Here is a 22,914-nt window from a genome sequence, read left to right on the forward strand (position 1 = left end):
CGCCCATGAGGCCCGAAGGTGCCTCAAGGAGAGAGCCAGCCCGCCGGAGGAGCGAAGCGTCCGGCACTGGGGTTCGCTAAGGTAAACGTACATGAGGCCCGAAGGCGCCTCAAGGAGAGAGCCAGCCGCCGGAAGAGAGAAGCGTCCGGCAACTCCCTTCTCGCGGTAAGGCCCTGCGGCGTTCCCGAAGGGGACAGCCGCATGAGGGCCGACTCCAACATACACACCCTCGCCAACGCCGCCGTAGCTCCCGCCAAAGACAACCCATTCCTGGTGTCCAGAGGGCGGAGCGCCTATGGGGTCCCCCTTGGTAAGGGGGATTTAGGGGGATTGAAACGCTTTTTGTGGACGGTCCACAACTATATCTCGAAAGGAAGATTATCATGCAACGAGTTGACGTCAAAGAGAAAGCACGTGCCAGAGAACTACGTGTGTTAAACAAATGGAAAACCGAGAATACATTCAAAAGATCCATCGAAAACCGCGAAGGTAAGCCGAACTTCGTATTTTACGAGGGGCCGCCTACAGCCAACGGTAAACCGCATATCGGTCACGTATTGGGACGGGTAATCAAGGATTTTGTGGGACGTTACAACACGATGAAGGGTTACCGCGTCGTTCGTAAAGCAGGCTGGGATACACATGGTCTGCCTGTAGAACTTGGTGTTCAGAAAAAGCTGGGCATCTCCCATAAGTGGGAAATCGAAGATTATGGTGTGGAGAAATTCATTAACGAATGTAAAGCGAGCGTGTTCGAATACGAACAACAATGGCGCGATCTGACCGAAGGTATCGGCTACTGGACAGACATGAATAATCCGTATATCACACTCGACAACAATTACATCGAAAGTGTGTGGAACATTCTGGCGACGATTCATGAAAAAGGTCTGCTGTATCGCGGTCACCGCGTGAGTCCTTACTGTCCGTCTTGTCAGACTACACTTAGCTCCCATGAGGTAGCGCAAGGGTATAAAGACGTGAAAGACCTCAGTGCTACAGCCAAATTCAAGCTGAATGACAGCGGCGAATTCGTGCTTGCCTGGACAACGACCCCTTGGACATTGCCTTCACACGTTGCGCTTGCCGTGAACCCGGATATGGACTACTCCCGTGTTCGTCAGGACAACGAAGTGTACATCATGGCGACTAATCTTGTTGAGAAAGTCATGAAGGATGCCAAAGGGGAGTATGAAATCATCGGTGCCCTGAAAGGTTCTGACCTGGTTGGCAAAACGTATGATCCTCCGTTTAACTACGTACAGGCTGAGAAAGCAAATATCATCCTGGGTGCAGGTTTTGTAACCGATGCAAGTGGTACAGGGATTGTACACATGGCACCAGCACATGGTGAAGATGACTATCGTGTATGTCGTGAGCATGGCATCAGCTTTGTGAACATGGTGGACCTGGAAGGTAAGTTTGTGCCACAGGTAACTGATTTTGCCGGACGTTTTGTTAAGGATTGCGATATTGATATCGTAAGATACTTGTCTGAAAAAGGACGTTTGTTCAGCAAAGAAAAATATGAGCATAGCTATCCGTTCTGTTGGCGTTGTGATACACCACTTCTGTACTATGCAATGGACAGCTGGTTTATCCAAACAACAGCAATCAAGGATCAGTTGATCGCCAATAACAGTGAAGTAGACTGGTACCCAGGCCACGTTCGTGACGGGCGTTTCGGGAAGTTCCTTGAAGATCTCGTAGACTGGAATATCAGCCGTGACCGTTACTGGGGAACGCCACTGAACATCTGGGTGTGCGAAGAGACAGGTGAACAATTCGCTCCGCATAGCATCGCTGAACTGCGTGCTCGTGCCATTGGCGACGTGCCTGAGAATCTGGAGCTGCATAAGCCGTATGTAGATGACGTCAAAGTCATGAGCTCTTGTGGCAAATATGAAATGAAACGTACACCGGAAGTGATCGATGTCTGGTTCGACAGCGGCTCCATGCCGTTTGCCCAGCAGCACTATCCATTTGAAAATAAAGAAATATTCGAACAGCAATATCCGGCAGATATGATCTGTGAAGGAATTGATCAGACACGTGGCTGGTTCTACAGCTTGCTGGCCGTATCTACACTTTTGACAGGCAAAGCACCTTACAAAGCAGTTATGGCAACAGGCCACGTTCTCGATGAGAACGGACAAAAGATGTCCAAATCCAAAGGCAACGTTATCGATCCTTGGGAAGTTATCGAAGAATACGGTACAGATGCATTCCGCTGGGCTTTGCTGTCTGACAGCGCACCGTGGAACAGCAAACGTTTCTCCAAAGGCATCGTGGGCGAAGCGAAATCCAAAATGGTGGATACGCTGGTCAACACCCATGCATTCCTGACGCTGTATGCTACAATTGATGGATTTGATCCACAGGAGCATCCGTTTAAATTGTCATCACACAACCTGGACCGCTGGATTTTGTCAAGACTGAACAGCCTGATTCTCGTTGTAGAAAAAGCGCTGGCTGTTAATGACTATCTGAACTCTTCCAAAGCCATTGAAGCGTTTGTAGATGAACTCAGTAACTGGTACATTCGTCGTTCCCGTGACCGTTTCTGGGGCAGCGGATTGACAGAAGACAAACTGGACGCTTACCGTACCCTTACCGAAGTGCTGGTGACTACAGCCAAGCTGGTGGCTCCATTCACACCAATGCTTGCAGAAGATATCTATCTGAACCTGACTACTGGTGAGAGTGTGCACATGGATGATTATCCGGTTGCCAATGAAACGTTGATTGACTTGAATCTGGAGCAGGATATGGAGACAGCACGCCGAATCGTGGAACTTGCCCGTAACGTTCGTAACGAAACAGGAATCAAGACACGTCAACCGTTGTCCGAACTGATTGTTTCTCTGGATAAAGGCTTCGATCTGGCAAGTTATGAAGAGATCATCAAGGATGAGATCAATGTCAAAACGATTCGTACCGAGCATGATGATGCGGATTTCGTTGATTTCACTTTGAAATTGAACCTGAAAGTAGCGGGTAAAAAATACGGTAAAAACGTAGGGTTCCTGCAGAATTTCTTCAAGGGAATGTCAGCAGATGAGACGCGTAAAGTCGTGGCAGAAGATGTTCTGAACATCGTTTCTCCTGAAGGCGAAGAGCTGCAAGTGACGGGTGAAGAACTGCTGGTGGAGAAACAAGCCAAATCCGGTTTTGCCTCGGCATCCGGCTATGGTCTGACAGTAGCTCTCAATACGGAGATCACAGCAGAACTCGAACAGGAAGGCTGGGTCCGTGAAGTCATTCGTGCAGTTCAAGACACACGGAAGAAGCTGGATCTGCCGATTGAGAAAAGAGTACGTTTGACGCTGGATGTAGACTCTGCTTTACAAGAAGCGATTCAGGCTTTTGATCATGTGCTGCGTGAGAATGTGCTCGTTACCGAAGTTACCTTCGGAACGAATGATTCGATGCAACGCATTGAAGCCGGAGGCAAAGCCATCGGTGTTTATATCGAGGGGTAATACAGTAATTCTCACGTAAGGCGTTCCTGGAGAAAGGATTGCTTTGTCAGACTTTAACGGGGACAGAGTAACTCTATTTCAAATAGGACAGTATATAGAGACAGACATGCCAACGAGCCTCAGATGCAGGAGATCAATCCTGTATCCTGGCTCGTTTGGTTTTTCAGCAAATGGGCAATGATTTCTATTGTGCAGACATTCTATATACATCAAAGGAACTGAGTAAATTATGAACGAACAGGATACCCAATCGCCATCTAATTCAGAATCCACGACGCATTCCAAGAATGCGGAGGACAAGATTGAAGAACTTCACAAGCTCACTAACCGACTCGCGAATGAACTCGAACGTTCACGAATCGCACAGTATACGGAATTACTGAACCGGCCGTGGAAGCTGATCGGACTTAATCTGTTGTCCGGCGCCGCAAGGGGCGTGGGAATCGCCATCGGTTTTACTTTTTTTGCAGCAACGATCATTTACGTGTTACAAGTGCTTGGTGCGCTTAATCTGCCCATCGTGGGTGATTACATCGCAGATATTGTACGGATTGTGCAGCGACAGCTGGAATTGAACACTTATTAGTTTACCCGTGGGTTAATATGAGTCGTCTGACTCGACATCTGGTTCTAACAGACCATCACCTTCACGGTTCTCTAGGTACTGTCGATATTGCCGATTACGTACGATGGACACGTCATGGCCGTAGATATCGGTTGCGACAAAGCTCTCATATGCCTCAACGCAGCCCTCCACTTCGTCAGTGGCTTCAATCGCCATAACATCATAACTGTCGATGTCGCGTCCCTCAGCCATAGCCGGAGTATTGGAGGTGCCCCAACTTTCAACAATCTGCCATGCATCTTCGCCGTCGAAGCCGTTCTGGTCGTCACGTTCATCCAGGCTTGTGCGGCCAAAGGCAGGAGCGAGGAATTCTTCCTCGACAGGACGATTTTCGGAGACAACGGTTTCCGGTTGATGTTTTTTGCAGTATTTGGTGTAAGGAACAGCTTGCATGCGTTCATAGGGGATAGGTTGCTGACACACGGCGCAAGTTCCATAATGGCCTTCTTCGATGGAATGCAGAGCAGAATCGATGCGCTCCAGTTGAAATTCATCATGCTCCAGCAGAGAAATATCCTTTTCGCGCTCATACATCTCGGTAGCTACATCACCTGGATGGTTGTCAATCGGTGATAATTCACCTGTTTGAAGCTTCATGGAATCACCAAGACCATAATGTTCGTTTTGCTCCAGTCTATGTTCAATGTCACGCTTTTCGGTTATCAGTTGGGAACGTAACGATTGCAGTTGTTTAGCAGTGAAATGTGACATCATTTTCCCCTTTCTGTTCCGTATGGACTCCGGATTTTAACTCTGTTGTAGGATGTACCATTTCGTGCAGAATTACAGAAGGGAAATGTTATCGTTTTTGCCATCCGGGCTGGGGCTAACCGCGTCGTGGACGATTTCCAAACAGCTGTGCTACAATGAACAAGTCTGGCGTAAAGCCTGGTATCGTTTGGAAAAGACAAGAACGGAGTGACAAACAAACGTGGTGTATTATATCCTCGCTTTTATCGTATTTTTAGTCGATCAGGGAACGAAGTTCCTAATTGCAACCCGGATGGAACTTAGAGATGAAATTCCGGTGATTGGCAATTTCTTTGTCATCACATCACATCGTAACTCAGGTGCAGCTTTTGGTATTTTGCAGGATCAACGCTGGTTCTTTATTGTAGTTACACTGGTTGTCGTGGTGGCTTTGGTTTGGTATTTGCAAAAGGTAAAAGATACTCCGCACAAATTGCTGCCCGTGGCGCTTAGTTTGGTGCTTGGGGGAGCCATTGGTAACTTCCTGGATCGGGCTTTGACCGGAGAAGTGGTCGATTTTATCCAGCTTAATTTTGGTAGCTATACGTTTCCCATTTTCAACATAGCCGACTCGGCGATCTGTATCGGTGTGGTACTGATTATTGTAGAAACGTTGCTTGAAGGACGGCGCGAGAAAGCAGCCGCAAAGGTCGAAGGGAATGAACATCATGAGTAAAACGCAAAATGAAGAACAGAATAACGGAGATACGTCAACGCATGACGATGAACTCTTGAATGGCAATGATCGTATGGAATGGACGGTTGCCGCTGAACATAAAAAAGAACGAATTGACAAATATATTACAGAATCCATGGATAACGTATCGCGCTCCCAAGTTCAATTGTGGATCGGAGACGGATTCGTAACGGTGAACGGAGTTAAAGTCAAAGCTAACACCAAATTATCTGAAGGTGATCTGATAGAGCTTCTGATCCCTGAGCCGACGACTGTGGAGATTATTGCTGAAGATATTCCGCTTGAAGTGGTGTATGAAGATAGTGATTTGATCGTTATTAACAAACAGCGTGGCCTTGTTGTACATCCAGCACCAGGGCATACGTCAGGAACACTTGTTAATGCACTGATGTATCACTGTAAAGATCTCTCAGGCATTAACGGCGAGCTGCGTCCCGGTATTGTGCATCGGATTGATAAGGACACATCAGGTCTAATTATGGCTGCCAAAAATGATCGTGCTCACGCCTCGCTGGCTGCTCAGCTCAAAGAGCATAGTGTGAATAGACGATATATTGCACTCGTTCATGGGCATCTTAGCCATGATCAGGGTACGATTGATGCACCCATTGGTCGAGATACCAATGATCGCAAAATGTACACCGTTACAGAGCGTAACAGTAAACATGCGGTTACGCATTTCACCGTCACGGAGCGCATCAATGACTACACGTTGTTGGAACTGAAATTGGAGACAGGGCGTACCCACCAGATTCGTGTTCACATGAAGTTCATTGGTCATCCGCTTGTTGGAGATCCGACGTATGGTCGTAACAAAGGAATCAAAATGCAGGGACAAGCCCTGCATGCTGCGATTCTCGGTTTTGTACATCCAACGACCGGAGAATACCTTGAATTTACAGCTCCGCTTCCGCAGGATATGGAAGATGTTCTAGCCTCACTGCGTAGCCGCTGACAGCTCGAGAAAGTACAAATGTTCGGATAATTTGTCCATGGTTTTGAACGCGCAAATGCTTCATATTAAAGTGTAGAAATTTGCGTCAAATGAGGAGATGAACAAAATCATGAGTATCGATAAATATCAGGAAACGTACATTCAGACTAATTTTGCCGACCGTATTGGCGGCTCCAACTATGGTAAAGACACCAACATCTATAAATTCGAGAAAATCAAACGTGCCAAAGCTTCGGCTAAAAAAGATTTTCCCAATGTAGAATTGATTGACCTCGGCGTAGGTGAACCAGACGAGATGGCAGATGCAGGCATCGTAGCTGCATTGGCGGAGCAAGCCTCCAAACCTGAAAACCGTGGATACGCGGATAACGGTATTCCTGAATTCAAGGAAGCGGCAGCTGCTTACCTGAAAAATGTATTTAATGTTGAAGGTATCGATGCATCAACTGAAATTGTGCATTCCATCGGTTCCAAGCCAGCTTTGGCGATGATGCCTTCTTGCTTCATCAATCCAGGTGATGTAACGATTATGACGGTGCCAGGGTATCCGGTTATGGGTACACACACCAAATACCTGGGTGGTGAAGTGTTTAACATTCAATTGACCAAGGAGAACAACTTCCTGCCAGATCTGTCGGCTATTCCGGAAGATATCGCGAAACGTGCAAAGTTGCTCTATCTGAACTACCCGAATAACCCAACGGGCGCGAGTGCTACCGTGGAGTTCTTTACGGAAGTGGTTGAATGGGCGAAAAAATACAGCGTAGTCGTTGTACATGATGCTCCATACGCAGCATTGACTTATGACGGCAAAAAACCGTTCAGCTTCCTGTCTGTACCTGGTGCGAAGGATGTGGGCGTGGAATTACACTCCCTGTCCAAGTCCTACAACATGACAGGCTGGAGAATTGGTTTTGTTGCAGGTAACCCGCTTGTTGTCAAAGCATTCAGCGACGTGAAAGACAACAATGACTCTGGTCAGTTCATCGCGATCCAAAAGGCTGCTGCTTATGGATTGAACCACCCGGAAATCACGGAAAAAATCGCCGAGAAATATTCCCGTCGTCACGACCTGCTGGTAGCTGCACTGAACGAGCTGGGCTTCCAGGCTGAGAAACCTAAAGGTTCCTTCTTCCTTTATGTTGAAGCTCCAAAAGGTATTGTCGGAGGCCGCCGCTTTGAATCAGGCGAAGACTTCTCCCAGTTCCTGATCCGTGAGAAACTGATCTCTTCGGTGCCTTGGGATGATGCAGGTAACTTTGTTCGTTTCTCCGTTACCTTTGAAGCTAAAGGGGAAGAAGAAGAGAAACGTGTTATCGCTGAAATTAAACGCCGCCTGAGCGACGTGCAATTCGAATTTTAATTAATTCACATAATCATAATGATGTAAAGTAAAGAAAGAAGAGACCGGAAACGGTCTCTTTTTTTATGCAAAAAAATATAATTTCTCCCTGTAATACCTTTACAAAATTATACAAGCAACATATGATTAGATCTTTACGTTATTTATTATAGTCAGAAGTTGCTTTTGAAGGGAGTTATGGAAATTGTTATCATCTCGTACCAATACCGTGTCCACACCTGCTGCAGGGACAGGCAATACCGTTTCAGGCTTGCTTAAACTATTGAGACCAAAACAATGGACCAAAAATTTGCTGTTGTTTGCCGCGCTACTTTTTTCTTTTGAGGAGATTCGGACGGAGACCATTCTATCGACTTTGCTAGGTTTTATTTTATTTAGCCTTGTTGCAGGCTGCGTTTATATTTTAAACGATTATGTAGATCGCGACAGAGATCGTCAGCATCCAGTGAAGATGTTCCGTCCCCTTGCTTCTGGACAGGTCAACCCGGCTCACGCCTTGTTGTTCGGAATTCTGTTATTAATTCTTTCCGTCGGGACAGCCTTCGTGATGAACCCATTATTCGGAGTATTATGTATTGTTTATTTCCTATTGAATGTGTCGTACTCATTTGTACTCAAACATCTCGTTATTTTGGATATGATGACCATTGCGGCTGGATTTGTGCTTCGTGCGATTGCAGGCGGTGTCCTGATCCATGTGCCATTTACGCCGTGGTTCCTCATCTGTACGATGCTGCTGTCCCTGTTCCTGGCTATCGGCAAACGGAGGAATGAACTCACCCTGCTTGAGGGAAATACTGGTTCACACCGTAAAGTATTGGATAACTACTCGATAACGTTATTGGATCAGTTCAATACCATTGTCACAACGGCGACCATTATTAGCTATTCGCTCTTTACGTTCACATCCGATCGTACCATTCATTTAATGTGGACGATTCCTTTGGTTATATACGGCATGTTCCGCTATCTGTATCTGATTCATATGAAGAACCAAGGTGGTTCCCCAGATCGAGTTCTATTTGAGGACAAGCCCATCTTGATCACGGTCATTTTGTATGTCATAAGTGTTATTTCGATTTTTGCTATTTTTGAATAAAAGTTTGAGTCTGGAAGGTAGAGGGGATCTGGGTGAAAAGCACGAAAATCGCCATCTTTGATATTGATAAAACGATTATACGCAGAGATTCCATGTTTCAGTTTGTACATTACGGCGTTCGCCGTTACCCATGGCAGGTATGGAGATTGCCTGTAATTGCATTTCATACCGCGCTGTTCAAGGCAGGTCTGATGACGGTTGAGCGTGTCAAACGTTCCTATTTCAAAAGCATTGAACGCATGTCCGAAAATGATCTGGAGCATTTTTTTGATACACGATTGCGTACTGCCATTTTTGCGGAGGCAAGTGTAGAGATGCAGCATCGTAAGGAAGCAGGCTATCATGTATTGCTGGTGACCGCATCTCCGCATGCCTATATGAAATATTTTAAAAACTTTCCTTGGGTGGATCATGTCATTGGTACCGATCTGGTTCGTCACTCGAATGGCTATACCTGTAGGATTGATGGCAGCAATTGCAAAGGGGATGAGAAGGTTCGTCGAATTCAGGCCTATCTGGATGAGAAAAAGATGGTGATTGATTATGATCAATCCTGCTCCTACTCCGACTCCTTATCCGATCTTCCAGTGATGCAGTTGGTGAGTCAGCGATACTTTATTAACAAGCATGTGCCAGAGATGGAGGCATTGTCGTGGGGGAGATAAAAGGGCGCCATACAGGCAAGCTGTTGATGCTGGTCTCCGCTTTTCTTACAGCGACGGGCCAATTGTTCTGGAAGTGGGGGCTGACCGAGTGGATCTATCTGGGCATCGGCTTTCTCTGTTATGGGCTGGGCGCCATTTTGATGATCAAGGCTTTTGCTTTGGAAAAGCTGTCTGTGGCCTATCCTTTGATGTGTGCAAGCTATGTGTTTGCGCTGATCTATGGATACTTTTTGCTAGGAGAAGAAATTACGGTGCAGAAGTTGGCCGCTGTTGTGCTGCTTGGAATTGGGGTGACGTTGACCAGTGTTGATCGATAGCTGGATGATTGCTGTATTAATTGCAATGACCCTGTGTGGAGCGATGGGGGGAGCGGGTTTGAAAGCCTACGCTACCAGCCGCAAAAAGCTGCATGTTTTAATGGGGCTAGGATTCTATGGTACAGGTGCGCTGCTGAACATTGTATTGTTGAAATTTCTTCCCTTAACGGTTGTGCTGCCAGCCAATGCGTTAACGTATGTGTGGACGCTCATTATAGCGCGGTTTGCCTTTAAGGAAGCAGTGGGTCCTTTGCGCTGGATCGGTGTCACTTGTATTATGGGCGGGTTGTGTTTATTGGTTTTCTAGAATAATGAAACTGGATGTGAATGCATGAAATTTTTGGACTACATATTTTATAATCGCAGGACCAATTGGACGGCATTTGGCCTGTTTGCGGGTTTTGCTCTTTTTTACGCTCTCATGAATGGACCTTACGTGACGTACATTGGGAATCACGCAGAGCTACTTGGGTCATACACGCCATTTAGTACGACGCAGTTTCCACTTAATTTATTTAACTTCGATCCTTCCATGTATTACGGAAGCAACAGTTCTTCGGTTATTCATCCGTTAATTTCATTTCTAGCGGTCACGCTTGAAGCAGGTGCTCAATTGCTGGGCGGGAATTGGTTCTTTCTTGTCCTGCAGTCCCTTGTGAATGCGGGTTCGGTTGTGCTGGTATTTCTGTTTTTGAATCAAAAAGATAAACAAATCACCACACCGTTACTTTTCGCTTTATTGTTCGGTTTCAGCTCCTATCTGATGTTTACCGCGTTGATTCCGGATTCGTATCCGTACGTACAGTTTGTTATCCTGTTCTCTGTGCTGTATATGCAGTACACCCGGGAACGCAAAGATGTCCGTTACATCCCTAATGCGCTGCTGGCATCCATCAATTTCGGACTGACGTCGACCAACATTGTACCATTTGCGGCCGCCATGTTTTTCAATTTGCGTACGTGGCGTAACAAGTCTGGTTGGAAAAAGTATATCGGGATTATGGCACTGGCCGTTGCCTTCATCGTAGTATTGACAGGAATCCAATACATCGCGTTTGGCGGTCGCAGTTGGGTCAGTAACTGGCTGCTTGGCATTCAAAATGGGGGAACAAGCTATGCCACTCCATTCCAGTTCGCAGCTCATTGGAAAGCTCTAAGTTTGCTAACGATTAATCCGATACTGTCACCGAAAGTGCATTTGCTGGACCCGGGTATGGTCGCGTTTGTAACAGATTTGCCCCGTTCCAATCCGATCTATGTTCAGCTTACGGGTATATTTATCCTGTTGCTGGCGCTCACTGGGTTTTTCAAAGGCATCCGTGAATGGGAAGTGTGGACTCTTGTGCCATACATTCTGTTTGCCTTTTTACTTCATATCGTTGTTGGTTTCGGGCTGGCGGTATTTCAATACGATATGTACCTGTACGCAGGACACTATCTGTTTGCGTTTTTCCTCCTCGGTGGGGGCTTCGTCATCGGTCTTCGTCCGGGGCTGGGTAAAAAAGTGCTAATAGGCTTGATCATGATATGTATTCTCGTCACCGCAGGGAACAACATCTACCGTCATGTAGAAACTTTAACAACCATTAAGCAGTCCTATGATCAGTTGGAACAGGAACGTACAGTGAAATAATCAGAGATTTTAATTATCTTTATAATGAGACAAGGCCATTGGACTTTAAATCCAATGGCCTTGTCTTGTTTGGTATGATTCATTCGATATGTGCATGTTGGGATAAACAAAAGACCCACTGCGTTGATTACGCAGAGGGTCTCACGGACGATTTTAAGCAATGATTTTGGTCTTCTTGGCATTCTCGGCTGAACGTTTGGTGAGACTGCTGAGTGGACGTTTCAAAGCGAGAGCAACGATGAGACTCAGCGCGATGAACATGCACAACCACAGAATGTCCTTGATGGCAGTCGACCACAAGATGCCGCCGACCGACTCACGCAGTAGACTAATCGCATACGTGAAGGGCATGAACGGATTCAATGCCTGGAAAAAGGGCGATGTCATGCTGATTGGAAACGTACCGCCTGAGCTGGAGAACTGAAACACCATGAAGATGATCGCGATCCCTTTTCCGATATTCCCAAAAACGGACAGCAGGGTGTACGTTATGGTAACAAATACGGCACTCACCAGCATGGCAAACAAGACAAACCACACTTTATCTGCGACATAGGTGCCGAGGATTAATATATCTCCCAGGCTGACACAGATCGCTTGAAGTAATCCAATAGTCAGAAAAGTGGCAAGACGTCCAAGATACAACTCGTATCCCCGGAACTTGCCTTCTGGATTCTCAGCTTCGGCACGAAGCAGGGAAATCAGTAGCGTTGAGCCGACCCACAAGGACAGCACGCCATAAAATGGTGACATGGCTGATCCGTAATTCGGAATCGGGTAAAGCTGTTGTTCCTTGATTTTCACCGGACTTGCTAGGAAAGCACTCTCTTCTTCAATGTCGCCGCGCAAAATCTTGGCGAGCTCGGCAAACTGGTTATTACCTTCGACTTCTCTAAGTTTGTCTGCTGCCTTGCTAATGGCACTTTCCAATGCTGGCAAATCATCACGTACAAGCGTGGCAACACGATGTACTCCTTGTTCGACCTCCGGAAGCTGGTTCTGTACAAAATCGGATGCCTTGCCTATCTGTTTCTCGGCATTGGGCAGATCGTTCCGAACAAAATTAGCCGCTTCATTCAGCTTGGTCCCCAGCTTGGGCAGATCGTTTCGAATTAATGAAGATACTGTGTTCAAAGCTTGGATGAAGCCTTCACTTTTATTCGCGAGTGTCTCCGATATCTCATGAATCTTAGATTGTATTTGAGGCAGTTCGCTCTGGATTTTTGTCAATTCAGTCTGCCCAAACGTAATCCCTTCTTTGGCTGACGCAAGAATGTCCGCGATATCCGGAATTCGATCTCTTGCTCCCTGTAGTGTATCTGCTGAAGTGGAAAGGATAGACCTCAGCTTATCCGCACCAGCCGCAAGAGCCGGCGATATTTCGCTCTCGTAGGTGTTCATGATATTGCCAATGCCGCTGCTAATGTCCTTGGAGAGAGCATTTAACTGGGCGATGACGTCTGCGGGCGGAGTTGTATTACGACGCAGAGCATCACTGATAATCCCTGTCAGGCGGATTTGCAGCTGAAGTTTATCTGAAATGGTGTTCAGCTGCGTAATTTTATTAGCAAGTGGATGGTTTGGAAGTAAGTTGTCGATTTTGCCCAGTAGTTCTGCCATACTGTCGACGAGTCTTACTGCAATCCCCAAACGGGCAGCGATCCGGTCCAGATCTTCTGCTGTCGGCAGGTTATTAAGATCTGTATTCTGCAATTGCCCAAATACGTCTGATGCAGCGTTTGAGATTTGCTGCACCAGCAGCAGGTTTTGCCGAATCGCCGGGCCTATAGCCTGAAATGCTTCCTCACTGGAATCCACAAAGTGATTTAAGCCTTCGGCCAGCTCAATCCCGTTACCAGCGATTTGGGATACTTTATCCAGATCTTGCTCTGCGGCCGTTACGATAGACAGAGCCTTGTCGGTTTTATCCAGGGCCGTTTGGATGACACCTGATACCTGACCAAAGTTTGCATCCACTTCTTGAATACGTTCTACGGCTTTTTGAATATCGGGAATACGCCCCTGAATAGCCAAAACCTCGGATGCTGCATCATTAATTTGTGGCCAATACTCCTGCACCTTGAGCACATACTTTGCGGCTTCATTGATTTCAGGCAGTTTTTTTTCGATCTCGACGATCTTTTGAGCATCTTTTACGATACCAGGCATGGCTTTTTCTACTTCCAGTACCTTTTGACCTGCAGCTTGTATATCCGGAAGATTTTTCTCCAGCGTGAATATGCCATTCTCCATCTTGCGCAAAGTTGGAAGCTGGGCATTGATCTCAACTCCGGCTTCCTTCAATTTGGTTAGAACAGCCTGACTGACGGCTTCAGTGAAATTTTCATTGATTTGTGTTGTTATCGCAGATACACCGGAACCCGTGATTTTTGGAGCGATGGCATTAACCTTCTCATTAACGGTATAGATTACCTCTGGGCGCTCCAGCTTCCCGTCAACGATACCTGTAATTTTGGTTGAAAAGTCCCCAGGAATGAGCAGGCTTGCATAATACTCTCCTGTTTGCACACCACGATCAGCCTCAGCCTGGCCCACAAAAGTCCATCCCAGCTTTTCGTTCTGTTTCAGGCTGGACACCAGTTCGTCTCCAATATTGATATTAGTTCCTGCAACAGTTGCACCCTTGTCCTCGGTTGTCACCGCAATTTTGATCCCTTGGGTGTTGCTGTATGGGTCCCATACGGACTTCACGTTGACCCAGTCATACACCCCGGGTAGTAAAATAATAGCCACAATTAGAAAAATACCTGTGGGAACCTTCAAAATATGCAACCAGTCTGTTTTGTAAACTTGCCAAATGTGACGCATAACTTCCTCCTAAATGTAAATAAATGTAGGTCTTATCTTATTTCTATGTCGCGTATTTGTAAATCCTTATGTATATCGGCTTTATTGAAGCATCTATGAATTGTTTCATGTTTATAAACTTTACCCATTTCGCTGGGTACTAATGCAGAGCCTTCATGTATTCCGTGTTTCTGGACGTTGAACTCTAAAATTAGAAGAGATGGATCATATTAAAAATGCCTTCAGAAATTAAGATAGTTATGACGAAACTCATTGCATGTTCCAAAGAATAGGGCTCTGTCTCAACGTTGAGTATAGTCAGAGGATTATTTTGGCTGTAAGATTCTCCGCAATTGCCTATGGATAAATATACAGAATTATTGTATAATTATGAATAACGAATGAAATGTGATGTGTTTGGATGTTTTTCAGCCGAACTGCTGATTCTAAGGGAATACAGTAGAGGAATTTCGCCTGTGATGTTGAGGTGTTGACAGAGGGTTGTCTTTCTGTCATAATTCATGAAGACAAACGGACATATTGAGTACAGAACCCTGTGAGGTCCTGCAATATGAACGACATGAATAGCACCTTTAAATCAGTCCCGTGAGACTGGCAAGGTAACGTGAACGATACATCGTTTTTTGCTGCGGCAAATCAAGCGATGCATCCCGAGAGTAAACTTTCTTCAGAGCGGTCTGAAGTTCGGAGACTCCTTGCCAATGAACACGGCAAGGAGTCTTTTTTGTTCTCCTCGTCACGGGGCCATGATCTGAAAGGTAAATCCTGAGGAGGCTGAACGCATGAGCACAGAGACACATGTCATTATGGATGAAACCGCGATCCGCCGCGCATTAACACGGATTGCCCATGAGATTTTGGAAAAAAACAAAGGTATTGAGGGTTGTGTACTTATCGGAATTCGAACACGGGGTGTATACCTCGCAGAACGGATCGCCGCCAAGATTGAAGAAATCGAAGGTACACCGATCCCTTGGGGAGAACTCGATGTGACCCCTTATCGCGATGATCGCTTGGAAGAGAATAAAGCGAATCGCAAGGAACTGTTGACGATGACACCTGAATCACTTTCAATTCATAACAAAAAAGTGATTTTGTTCGATGATGTGCTCTATACCGGACGTACGATTCGCGCAGCGATGGATGCCCTGATGGATTGTGGAAGACCACAGAACATTCAGCTGGCGGTTCTCGCAGATCGCGGACACCGGGAACTTCCGATTCGACCTGATTTTATCGGCAAGAATGTGCCGACTTCTAAATCAGAGGAGATCGAGGTTGCACTGATAGAAACGGACGGACAGGACGAAGTCAAGATCATTCAGAACCGGGGGGGACAGGCATGATGATTACACAACCAGCATTGAAGGACCGGAGCTTGCTTGGCCTTAAGAACCTTAGCCGCGATGAGATCGACTCCATTCTGAACAGAGCAGCACACTGGGAAGCGCAGAAGGAGAAACTGGTTCCTGTACTGGAATCCCACTTCGTAGCCAACATGTTCTTCGAGAACAGCACGCGTACTCGCTTCTCATTTGAGATGGCAGAAAAACGTCTGGGTGCACAAGTACTGAACTTCACGGCGGCTGCATCAAGCGTGGAGAAAGGTGAATCCATCTATGATACGGTACGCACACTGGAGTCCATGGGCATTGACGCAGGAGTGATTCGGTTGAAACCTTCGGGTGTTCTGCAACAACTGGCTCAGAAAGTGAATGTTCCACTGGTGAATGCCGGAGACGGGAATAACGAGCACCCTACCCAGGCGTTGTTGGATCTCTACACGATGCGGAAGGCTTTCGGTGAGCTGAAAGGTTTGCGTGTGTCGATCATCGGAGACATCCTGCATAGCCGGGTAGCTCGCTCCAATCTGTGGGCACTGCAAAAGTTTGGTGCGGATGTGCGCTTCTGCGCACCGCAAACGATGCAGGCACCGGAGCTCGCAGAACACGCGCCTTATGTAGGTCTGGAAGAAGCACTCGATGCGGATGTAGTCATGATGCTCCGAGTTCAACTGGAACGTCATAAACATGGCCTGATTACTTCGGCTGAGGATTATCGCGAACACTACGGATTGACGGAAGAACGGGCATCACGCCTGAAACCAAGCACAATCATTATGCACCCTGCTCCTGTGAACCGAAATGTCGAGGTAGATGACGCGGTAGTGGAGAGCGCAGCATCGCGGATCTTCCCGCAGATGGCAAACGGTGTTCCAATCCGCATGGCGGTCATGGAACGTGCGATGAAACTGTAACAGGGTCTGGCTGTGGGTCATAGGCTGACGGGACGGAAGTTCTTATAGAGCAATGTGAGGGTACACGATAAAGAAAATCATCCGGCTTGTCTGGCAAGTCGGACAGAACCGAAGCGGAGGGCAATTATGCTACAGATTATAAAGAACGCGAACATCTTGAATCATCAAGGGGAACTTGAACGGAAAACGATCATTATAGATGAAGGAAAAATTCAAAAGATCGTTGGAGTGGAAGACGAAGCGATACTGAAAGCAGAGCAATCAGCGCATAGCGTAACCGATGCTTCAGGCAAACTGGTCATTCCCGGTTTGATTGATATGCACGTGCATCTGCGTGAACCTGGATTCGAGCATAAAGAGACGATCGAGACGGGTGCCCGTTCGGCAGCACAAGGTGGTTTTACAACGATTGCATGTATGCCAAACACAAGACCGGTAACCGACAGCGCAGATGTCGTTAAGTTGGTTTTGGATAAAGCCAAAGAAGCCGACCTGGTTAAAGTACTGCCTTATGCAGCTATTACGAAGAACGAGCTTGGACGTGAACTTACGGATTTCGCCGCATTGAAAGAAGCGGGTGCGATTGGATTCACGGATGATGGGGTGGGCGTACAAAACGCTCAAATGATGAAAGATGCTATGAGCCTCGCAGCAAGTATGGATATGCCAGTCATCGCTCACTGCGAAGACGACTCATTGGTAGTTGGCGGATATGTGACAGAAGGCGAGTTTTCGAAGCGTCATGGTATCAAAGGTATCCCTAATGAATCCGAGGCCATCCACGTAGGCCGTGATATCCTGCTTGCAGAAGCAACGGGAGTTCACTACCACGTCTGCCACGTAAGTACGGAGCAGTCGGTTCGCTTGATTCGCCTGGCGAAGTCCATCGGTATTAAAGTAACTGCTGAGGTATGTCCGCACCATCTGGTATTGTCGGATGAGGATATCCCAGGTATGGATGCCAACTGGAAGATGAACCCGCCCCTACGCTCACCACGCGACGTGCAAGCTTGTATCGAAGGTTTGCTGGACGGAACACTGGATATGATCGTTACCGATCACGCGCCGCATAGCGAAGAAGAGAAAGCAAAAGGTATGGAGCTGGCACCGTTCGGTATCGTTGGATTCGAGACGGCTTTCCCGCTGTTGTACACGAAGTTTGTGGAAACAGGGCTTTGGAGCCTGGACTTCCTCGTGAAACGCATGACAGCAGATCCGGCACGGGTATTCCGACTGGATACTGGCAAGCTGGAAGAGGGAGCACCAGCGGATATCACGATGATTGACCTGAACGAGGAAAAAGCGGTTGATCCTGCAACGTTCGCAACCAAAGGAAGAAACACACCATTCACAGGCTGGAAGCTAAAAGGATGGCCGGTACAGACATGGGTGGACGGCAAAAGCGTGTGGAATAACACGGTACAACAGTAAATCAGTAACTTATTAGATCAATAAATCAATAAGCTTTTCCTCTTTAATTCTTTTAAAACAACAAGGCTTTATAACTCTAAATCTACAACCTATACACCATAACATCTTTACAACTAACTCAAGGCAGACCATGCCGAGAGTCAAACATACGAAACAAAGAAAAGTTGAATAATGCTTTTGAACATGGACACTAACGTAACTGTGGAGTGGGCAGAAAGAACCCGAAGAAGCAAAGCGTTCGCCTTTATCACCGGATTACTCCATTTGAAGAATGGGATCAAAGTAATCCGGGGATAACAGCGATCAAAGGGTTTTCTGCCCACGGAGCCGCACCAAACGTAACGTCCCCCATGTTCAACTCAAAGTATTCAACGTTGATAAACACAGAGGAGTGAAATGGGATGCAGGCACAGGCAAGATTATTGTTGGAAGACGGCACACTGTTCACCGGGAAAGCATTCGGTGCTGAAGGTGAAACAACAGGTGAGGTCGTTTTTAATACGGGAATTACAGGCTATCAAGAGGTGCTTTCGGATCCTTCTTATTGCGGTCAAATCGTAACCATGACGTACCCACTGATTGGTAACTACGGCATTACGCGTGACGACTTCGAGTCGATTCGTCCATTCGTACATGGTTTTGTGGTACGTCGTCATGAGCCGACACCAAGTAACTGGCGTGCGGAATACAGCGTAGACGATTTGCTTAAAGAGTATGGCATCGTAGGAATCAGCGAGATTGATACACGGATGCTGACTCGCCGGATTCGTCACCACGGCACAATGAAAGGAATTCTCACAACAGGATCGAAACCTGTGGAAGAGTTGCTGGAGATGATGGGAGACACCAGCATCGCTGAGCTGCGTAACCAGGTTCCTATGACTTCTACTCAACATGTTTACAACAGCCCGGGAACGGGTGAACGCATTGTATTGGTTGACTACGGTGCCAAAACAGGGATTTTGCGTGAACTCAGCAAACGTAACTGTGACGTTGTCGTCGTTCCGCATGATGTAACAGCGGACGAAATCCGCCGCATGAACCCGGATGGCATCCAGCTGTCCAACGGCCCTGGGGATCCGAAAGACGTTCCTCACGCGGTTAAAATGATCAGTGAACTGCTCGGCGAATATCCGATCTTCGGAATCTGCCTGGGGCACCAACTGTTCGCACTTGCGGCAGGAGCCGATACAGAGAAACTCAAGTTTGGACACCGCGGCGGAAACCACCCGGTTAAAGAACTGGAGAGCGGACGTTGCTTCATCACATCCCAGAACCACGGTTACACCGTAAACGAAGAATCCGTGAAAAATACGGAGCTTGAAGTGACACATATCAACAATAATGATAAGACCATTGAAGGTCTGAAACATAAAACATTCCCGGCGTTTTCCGTTCAGTATCACCCGGAAGCAGCGCCAGGGCCATATGATAACAGCTATCTGTTTGACCGCTTCATCGAGATGATTCGGGAGCACAAGATTACTCACCCGCAACAGCCGCGTCAAGCCGTATTGGCAGCCGCAGTGAAAGGAGCACAATAACATGCCGATTAACAAAGATCTCAAAAAAATCCTGGTGATTGGTTCAGGTCCAATCGTCATCGGTCAAGCGGCCGAGTTCGACTATGCCGGTACACAAGCATGCCAGGCACTGAAAGAAGAAGGCGTGGAAGTTGTACTCATCAACAGCAACCCGGCTACGATTATGACGGATACCAACATGGCTGATAAAGTGTACATTGAACCGATTACACTGGATTTTGTAACGCAAATCATTCGTCAGGAACGTCCAGACGGTTTGCTGCCAACCCTTGGCGGTCAAACGGGTCTGAACATGGCTGTGGAACTGGCACGTGCTGGCGTCCTTGAGCGTGAGAATGTCAAACTACTCGGAACACAGCTCACATCCATTGAGAAAGCGGAAGACCGTGATTTGTTCCGTGATCTAATGCGTGAACTGGAACAGCCTGTACCCGAAAGTGTAATCGTAACAACACTTGAGGAATCACTTGATTTTGCGAATGAGATTGGTTATCCAATCATCGTCCGTCCAGCCTACACGCTTGGCGGAACAGGCGGCGGGATCTGTTCGAACGAAGAAGAACTGCGTGAAACCGTAGCAGCAGGAATTCGTTACAGCCCGATCGGGCAATGTCTGGTGGAGAAAAGCATTGCTGGCATGAAAGAAGTCGAGTATGAGGTTATGCGTGACAAGAACGATAATTGTATCGTAGTCTGCAACATGGAAAACTTTGACCCGGTAGGTGTTCATACAGGTGACAGTATCGTTGTGGCGCCAAGCCAGACGCTGTCTGACCGTGAATATCAAATGCTGCGCTCAGCTTCCCTGAAAATCATCCGTGCCCTCAACATCGAAGGTGGATGTAACGTACAGTTTGCGCTTGATCCGCACAGCTTCCAGTACTATGTTATCGAAGTTAACCCACGGGTAAGCCGCTCTTCGGCACTAGCTTCCAAAGCAACGGGCTATCCAATTGCTAAGATGGCTGCCAAAATTGCCATGGGTTACACACTGGACGAAATCGTGAACCCGGTAACAGGCCAAACATATGCATGCTTTGAGCCAACACTGGACTATATCGTGAGCAAAATCCCACGCTGGCCGTTTGACAAGTTTATCTCAGCGAACCGCAAACTGGGTACACAGATGAAAGCGACAGGCGAAGTTATGGCGATTGGCCGTACATTCGAAGAGTCAATTCATAAAGCTGTTCGTTCCCTGGAAATCGGCGTACACCGTCTGTATCTGAAAGATGCCGAAACCCTGGATGAAGCAACGCTGAACGAGCGTCTGGTCAAAGCCGACGATGAGCGTATCTTCCTGATCGCTGAAGCATTCCGCAGAGGGTATACATTGCAACAGCTTCAAGATCTGACGAAGATTGACTGGTGGTTCCTGGATAAACTCGAAGGGCTGATCCGCTTCGAAGATCGCATTCGTGAGGAATCCGAATTGTCCTCCGAAACCTTGTATCAAGCGAAGCGTCTTGGCTTCACAGACCGTGCCATTGCTGAGCTGCGGGCTGAAGGTCAACCAGGAGGTACGCTGACGAAAGAAGCTGAAATCAGAGCACGTCGTGAAGAGGAAAACCTTCGCCCAGTCTACAAAATGGTAGATACATGTGCAGCTGAGTTTGAAGCAACAACGCCATATTACTACTCTACTTACGAAACTGAGAATGAAGTCATTCCTTCAGATAAGAAAAAAGTAGTCGTACTTGGTTCTGGTCCAATCCGGATCGGTCAAGGGATTGAGTTTGACTACTCCACAGTACACGCGGTATGGGCTCTGCAAAAAGCAGGCTATGAAGCAGTTATCATCAATAACAACCCGGAGACGGTGTCTACGGACTTTAATACATCGGATCGCTTGTACTTTGAACCCCTGTTCTTCGAAGATGTAATGAACGTTATCGAACAGGAACAGCCGGTAGGTGTTATCGTACAGTTTGGTGGTCAAACAGCAATCAACCTGGCAGCACCACTACGTGCCGCTGGTGTAACGATTCTCGGAACAGATCTGGAAAACATTGATGAGGCAGAGGATCGCAAGAAGTTCGAGCGTTTGCTCTCCCGTCTGGAAATTGCACAACCAAAAGGAAAAACAGTCATTTCGGTAGATGATGCGGTTGAAACGGCTCAAAGTCTGGGTTACCCGGTACTGGTTCGCCCTTCCTATGTACTCGGCGGTCGTGCGATGGAGATTGTATACTCCGATGCAGAATTGCTGACATATATGGAACAGGCGGTTAAAATCAATCCGGAGCATCCGGTCCTGATCGACCGTTACATGATGGGTAAAGAGGTTGAGGTTGACGCGATCTGTGATGGTGAAACGGTATTAATTCCGGGTATCATGGAGCATATCGAGCGCGCAGGGGTTCACTCCGGTGACTCCATCGCGGTTTATCCGCCACAGCACCTGTCCCAGGATCTCAAAGAGAAAATTGTAGAGATTACAATCAAGATTGCAAAAGAACTGAAAACGATCGGTTTGGTTAACATCCAGTTTGTTATCCATAAGGGTCAAGTGTACATCATCGAGGTGAACCCGCGTTCATCCCGTACAGTACCTTTCCTGAGCAAAGTAACCAACATTCCGATGGCGAACCTGGCAACACAAGCCATTCTGGGCGTGAAGCTGAAAGACCTCGGATATGTCGACGGTCTATGGCCTGAATCGGATCATGTTTCCGTAAAAGTTCCGGTCTTCTCCTTCGCGAAGCTGCGTCGTGTGGAACCAACGCTTGGACCTGAGATGAAATCCACAGGTGAGGTTATGGGTCGTGACCCGAATTACGCTAAAGCGTTGTTCAAAGGTCTCATCGGTGCAGGCATGAAGATCCCGGCCACCGGAGCAATCGTGGTAACGGTAGCGGACAAAGACAAAGAGGAAGCTGTTCCACTGCTTGAAGGTTTCTATAGACTGGGATACAAAATCATGGCTACCGGAGGTACGGCAGCTGCGCTTGAAGCAGCGAACATTCCGGTGACGACGGTGAACAAATTAAGTGAAGGTTCGCCGAACATTCTCGATATGATCCGCAGCGGCGAAGCAAACTTTGTGTTCAATACGCTGACCAAAGGCAAAACCCCGCAGCGTGACGGATTCCGTATTCGTCGTGAGGCGGTAGAGAACGGGATTGTATGTATGACTTCACTGGATACGATCCGTGCCCTGTTGATCATGCTGCAAACGATCAACTTCTCCTCTGAGGCTATGCCAGCTCTTGTAAAATAAATAAGACGATTTGTCACTGATCAAGGACATCAGTCAGCCTTCGGGCT

General features: G+C 47.2%; 18 protein-coding genes. 16 read left to right on the forward strand and 2 right to left on the reverse strand.

The genetic code is table 11. From position 1 onward, the window contains the following. Positions 1-383 precede the first annotated feature (383 nt). Complete coding sequence (gene ileS / locus A6049_RS28695; protein WP_063567856.1) at positions 384-3,482, forward strand: isoleucine--tRNA ligase; 3,099 nt, start codon at positions 384-386, stop codon at positions 3,480-3,482. Positions 3,483-3,711: 229 nt separating this feature from the next. Beyond that, positions 3,712-4,068 carry a DUF5665 domain-containing protein gene (locus tag A6049_RS28700; RefSeq protein WP_063567857.1) on the forward strand — a complete coding sequence of 119 codons (357 nt, stop codon included), beginning with the start codon at positions 3,712-3,714 and terminating at the stop codon, positions 4,066-4,068. 12 nt (positions 4,069-4,080) lie between these two features. Here the strand turns inward: A6049_RS28700 and A6049_RS28705 are convergent, their stop codons facing one another. Then, positions 4,081-4,818, reverse strand: a complete 738-nt coding sequence (locus A6049_RS28705) for a TraR/DksA C4-type zinc finger protein (RefSeq protein WP_063567858.1) — start codon at positions 4,816-4,818, stop codon at positions 4,081-4,083. Between the two features lie 64 nt (positions 4,819-4,882). Between A6049_RS28705 and A6049_RS33440 the strand changes: the two genes are divergently transcribed. The 9 genes from A6049_RS33440 (at position 4,883) to A6049_RS28745 (ending at position 11,586) form a co-directional block, all read left to right on the forward strand. Further along, positions 4,883-5,029, forward strand: coding sequence for a hypothetical protein (locus A6049_RS33440; protein ID WP_157258414.1), 147 nt, complete (start codon positions 4,883-4,885; stop codon positions 5,027-5,029). Positions 5,030-5,038: 9 nt separating this feature from the next. After that, positions 5,039-5,533: a signal peptidase II gene (gene lspA / locus A6049_RS28710; protein ID WP_024628399.1), complete on the forward strand. Its 495-nt coding sequence runs from the start codon at positions 5,039-5,041 to the stop codon at positions 5,531-5,533. Then, complete coding sequence (locus A6049_RS28715) at positions 5,526-6,509, forward strand: RluA family pseudouridine synthase (RefSeq protein WP_090809957.1); 984 nt, start codon at positions 5,526-5,528, stop codon at positions 6,507-6,509. Before lspA ends, A6049_RS28715 begins: the two co-directional genes overlap by 8 nt. A 109-nt stretch (positions 6,510-6,618) precedes the next feature. Further along, positions 6,619-7,872 carry an LL-diaminopimelate aminotransferase gene (locus A6049_RS28720; protein ID WP_063567860.1) on the forward strand — a complete coding sequence of 418 codons (1,254 nt, stop codon included), beginning with the start codon at positions 6,619-6,621 and terminating at the stop codon, positions 7,870-7,872. A gap of 184 nt (positions 7,873-8,056) precedes the next feature. Continuing rightward, on the forward strand, positions 8,057-8,971 hold the full coding sequence (locus A6049_RS28725; protein ID WP_371121651.1) for a decaprenyl-phosphate phosphoribosyltransferase: 915 nt from the start codon (positions 8,057-8,059) through the stop codon (positions 8,969-8,971). A 32-nt stretch (positions 8,972-9,003) separates the two neighbouring features. Continuing rightward, positions 9,004-9,636 carry an HAD-IB family hydrolase gene (locus tag A6049_RS28730; protein ID WP_063567861.1) on the forward strand — a complete coding sequence of 211 codons (633 nt, stop codon included), beginning with the start codon at positions 9,004-9,006 and terminating at the stop codon, positions 9,634-9,636. Positions 9,637-9,662: 26 nt separating this feature from the next. Next, complete coding sequence (locus A6049_RS28735; protein WP_090810048.1) at positions 9,663-9,953, forward strand: EamA family transporter; 291 nt, start codon at positions 9,663-9,665, stop codon at positions 9,951-9,953. Then, positions 9,940-10,260 carry a DMT family transporter gene (locus A6049_RS28740; protein ID WP_231952438.1) on the forward strand — a complete coding sequence of 107 codons (321 nt, stop codon included), beginning with the start codon at positions 9,940-9,942 and terminating at the stop codon, positions 10,258-10,260. The genes A6049_RS28735 and A6049_RS28740 overlap by 14 nt, the downstream gene beginning before the upstream one ends. Positions 10,261-10,284: 24 nt before the next feature. Beyond that, positions 10,285-11,586, forward strand: coding sequence for a DUF6080 domain-containing protein (locus tag A6049_RS28745; RefSeq protein WP_063567862.1), 1,302 nt, complete (start codon positions 10,285-10,287; stop codon positions 11,584-11,586). Between the two features lie 153 nt (positions 11,587-11,739). Here the strand turns inward: A6049_RS28745 and A6049_RS28750 are convergent, their stop codons facing one another. Next, positions 11,740-14,415, reverse strand: coding sequence for a YhgE/Pip domain-containing protein (locus A6049_RS28750; protein ID WP_063567863.1), 2,676 nt, complete (start codon positions 14,413-14,415; stop codon positions 11,740-11,742). 782 nt (positions 14,416-15,197) lie between these two features. Between A6049_RS28750 and pyrR the strand changes: the two genes are divergently transcribed. From pyrR to carB, 5 genes are all read left to right on the forward strand, one after another. Further along, positions 15,198-15,761 (forward strand): bifunctional pyr operon transcriptional regulator/uracil phosphoribosyltransferase PyrR, encoded by a 564-nt coding sequence (pyrR, locus tag A6049_RS28755; protein WP_063567864.1) that lies wholly within the window; start codon positions 15,198-15,200, stop codon positions 15,759-15,761. Further along, on the forward strand, positions 15,761-16,672 hold the full coding sequence (locus A6049_RS28760; RefSeq protein WP_095206245.1) for an aspartate carbamoyltransferase catalytic subunit: 912 nt from the start codon (positions 15,761-15,763) through the stop codon (positions 16,670-16,672). Before pyrR ends, A6049_RS28760 begins: the two co-directional genes overlap by 1 nt. A gap of 126 nt (positions 16,673-16,798) precedes the next feature. Next, a complete protein-coding gene (locus A6049_RS28765) occupies positions 16,799-18,103 on the forward strand; it encodes a dihydroorotase (protein ID WP_063567866.1) in 1,305 nt (434 codons plus the stop codon). 401 nt (positions 18,104-18,504) lie between these two features. Continuing rightward, the gene (gene carA / locus A6049_RS28770) at positions 18,505-19,647 is read left to right on the forward strand and encodes a glutamine-hydrolyzing carbamoyl-phosphate synthase small subunit (protein WP_063567867.1); all 1,143 of its coding nucleotides are present in this window, start codon (positions 18,505-18,507) and stop codon (positions 19,645-19,647) included. 1 nt (position 19,648) lies between these two features. Further along, positions 19,649-22,867 (forward strand): carbamoyl-phosphate synthase large subunit, encoded by a 3,219-nt coding sequence (gene carB / locus A6049_RS28775; protein WP_063567868.1) that lies wholly within the window; start codon positions 19,649-19,651, stop codon positions 22,865-22,867. Positions 22,868-22,914: the final 47 nt, after the last annotated feature.

This window comes from Paenibacillus sp. O199, assembly GCF_001636635.1.
In the GTDB taxonomy this organism is placed as follows: domain Bacteria; phylum Bacillota; class Bacilli; order Paenibacillales; family Paenibacillaceae; genus Paenibacillus; species Paenibacillus marchantiae.

Coding starts and splice junctions, on each gene's coding strand:
- carB (WP_063567868.1), top strand. CDS start 19,649: ATGCCGATTAACAAAGATCTCAAAAAAATCCTGGTGATTGGTTCAGGT.
- ileS (WP_063567856.1), top strand. CDS start 384: ATGCAACGAGTTGACGTCAAAGAGAAAGCACGTGCCAGAGAACTACGT.
- A6049_RS28735 (WP_090810048.1), top strand. CDS start 9,663: ATGCTGGTCTCCGCTTTTCTTACAGCGACGGGCCAATTGTTCTGGAAG.
- A6049_RS28745 (WP_063567862.1), top strand. CDS start 10,285: ATGAAATTTTTGGACTACATATTTTATAATCGCAGGACCAATTGGACG.
- A6049_RS28750 (WP_063567863.1), bottom strand. CDS start 14,415: ATGCGTCACATTTGGCAAGTTTACAAAACAGACTGGTTGCATATTTTG.
- A6049_RS28720 (WP_063567860.1), top strand. CDS start 6,619: ATGAGTATCGATAAATATCAGGAAACGTACATTCAGACTAATTTTGCC.
- A6049_RS28760 (WP_095206245.1), top strand. CDS start 15,761: ATGATTACACAACCAGCATTGAAGGACCGGAGCTTGCTTGGCCTTAAG.
- A6049_RS28700 (WP_063567857.1), top strand. CDS start 3,712: ATGAACGAACAGGATACCCAATCGCCATCTAATTCAGAATCCACGACG.
- pyrR (WP_063567864.1), top strand. CDS start 15,198: ATGAGCACAGAGACACATGTCATTATGGATGAAACCGCGATCCGCCGC.
- A6049_RS28715 (WP_090809957.1), top strand. CDS start 5,526: ATGAGTAAAACGCAAAATGAAGAACAGAATAACGGAGATACGTCAACG.
- carA (WP_063567867.1), top strand. CDS start 18,505: ATGCAGGCACAGGCAAGATTATTGTTGGAAGACGGCACACTGTTCACC.
- A6049_RS28705 (WP_063567858.1), bottom strand. CDS start 4,818: ATGTCACATTTCACTGCTAAACAACTGCAATCGTTACGTTCCCAACTG.
- A6049_RS28765 (WP_063567866.1), top strand. CDS start 16,799: ATGCTACAGATTATAAAGAACGCGAACATCTTGAATCATCAAGGGGAA.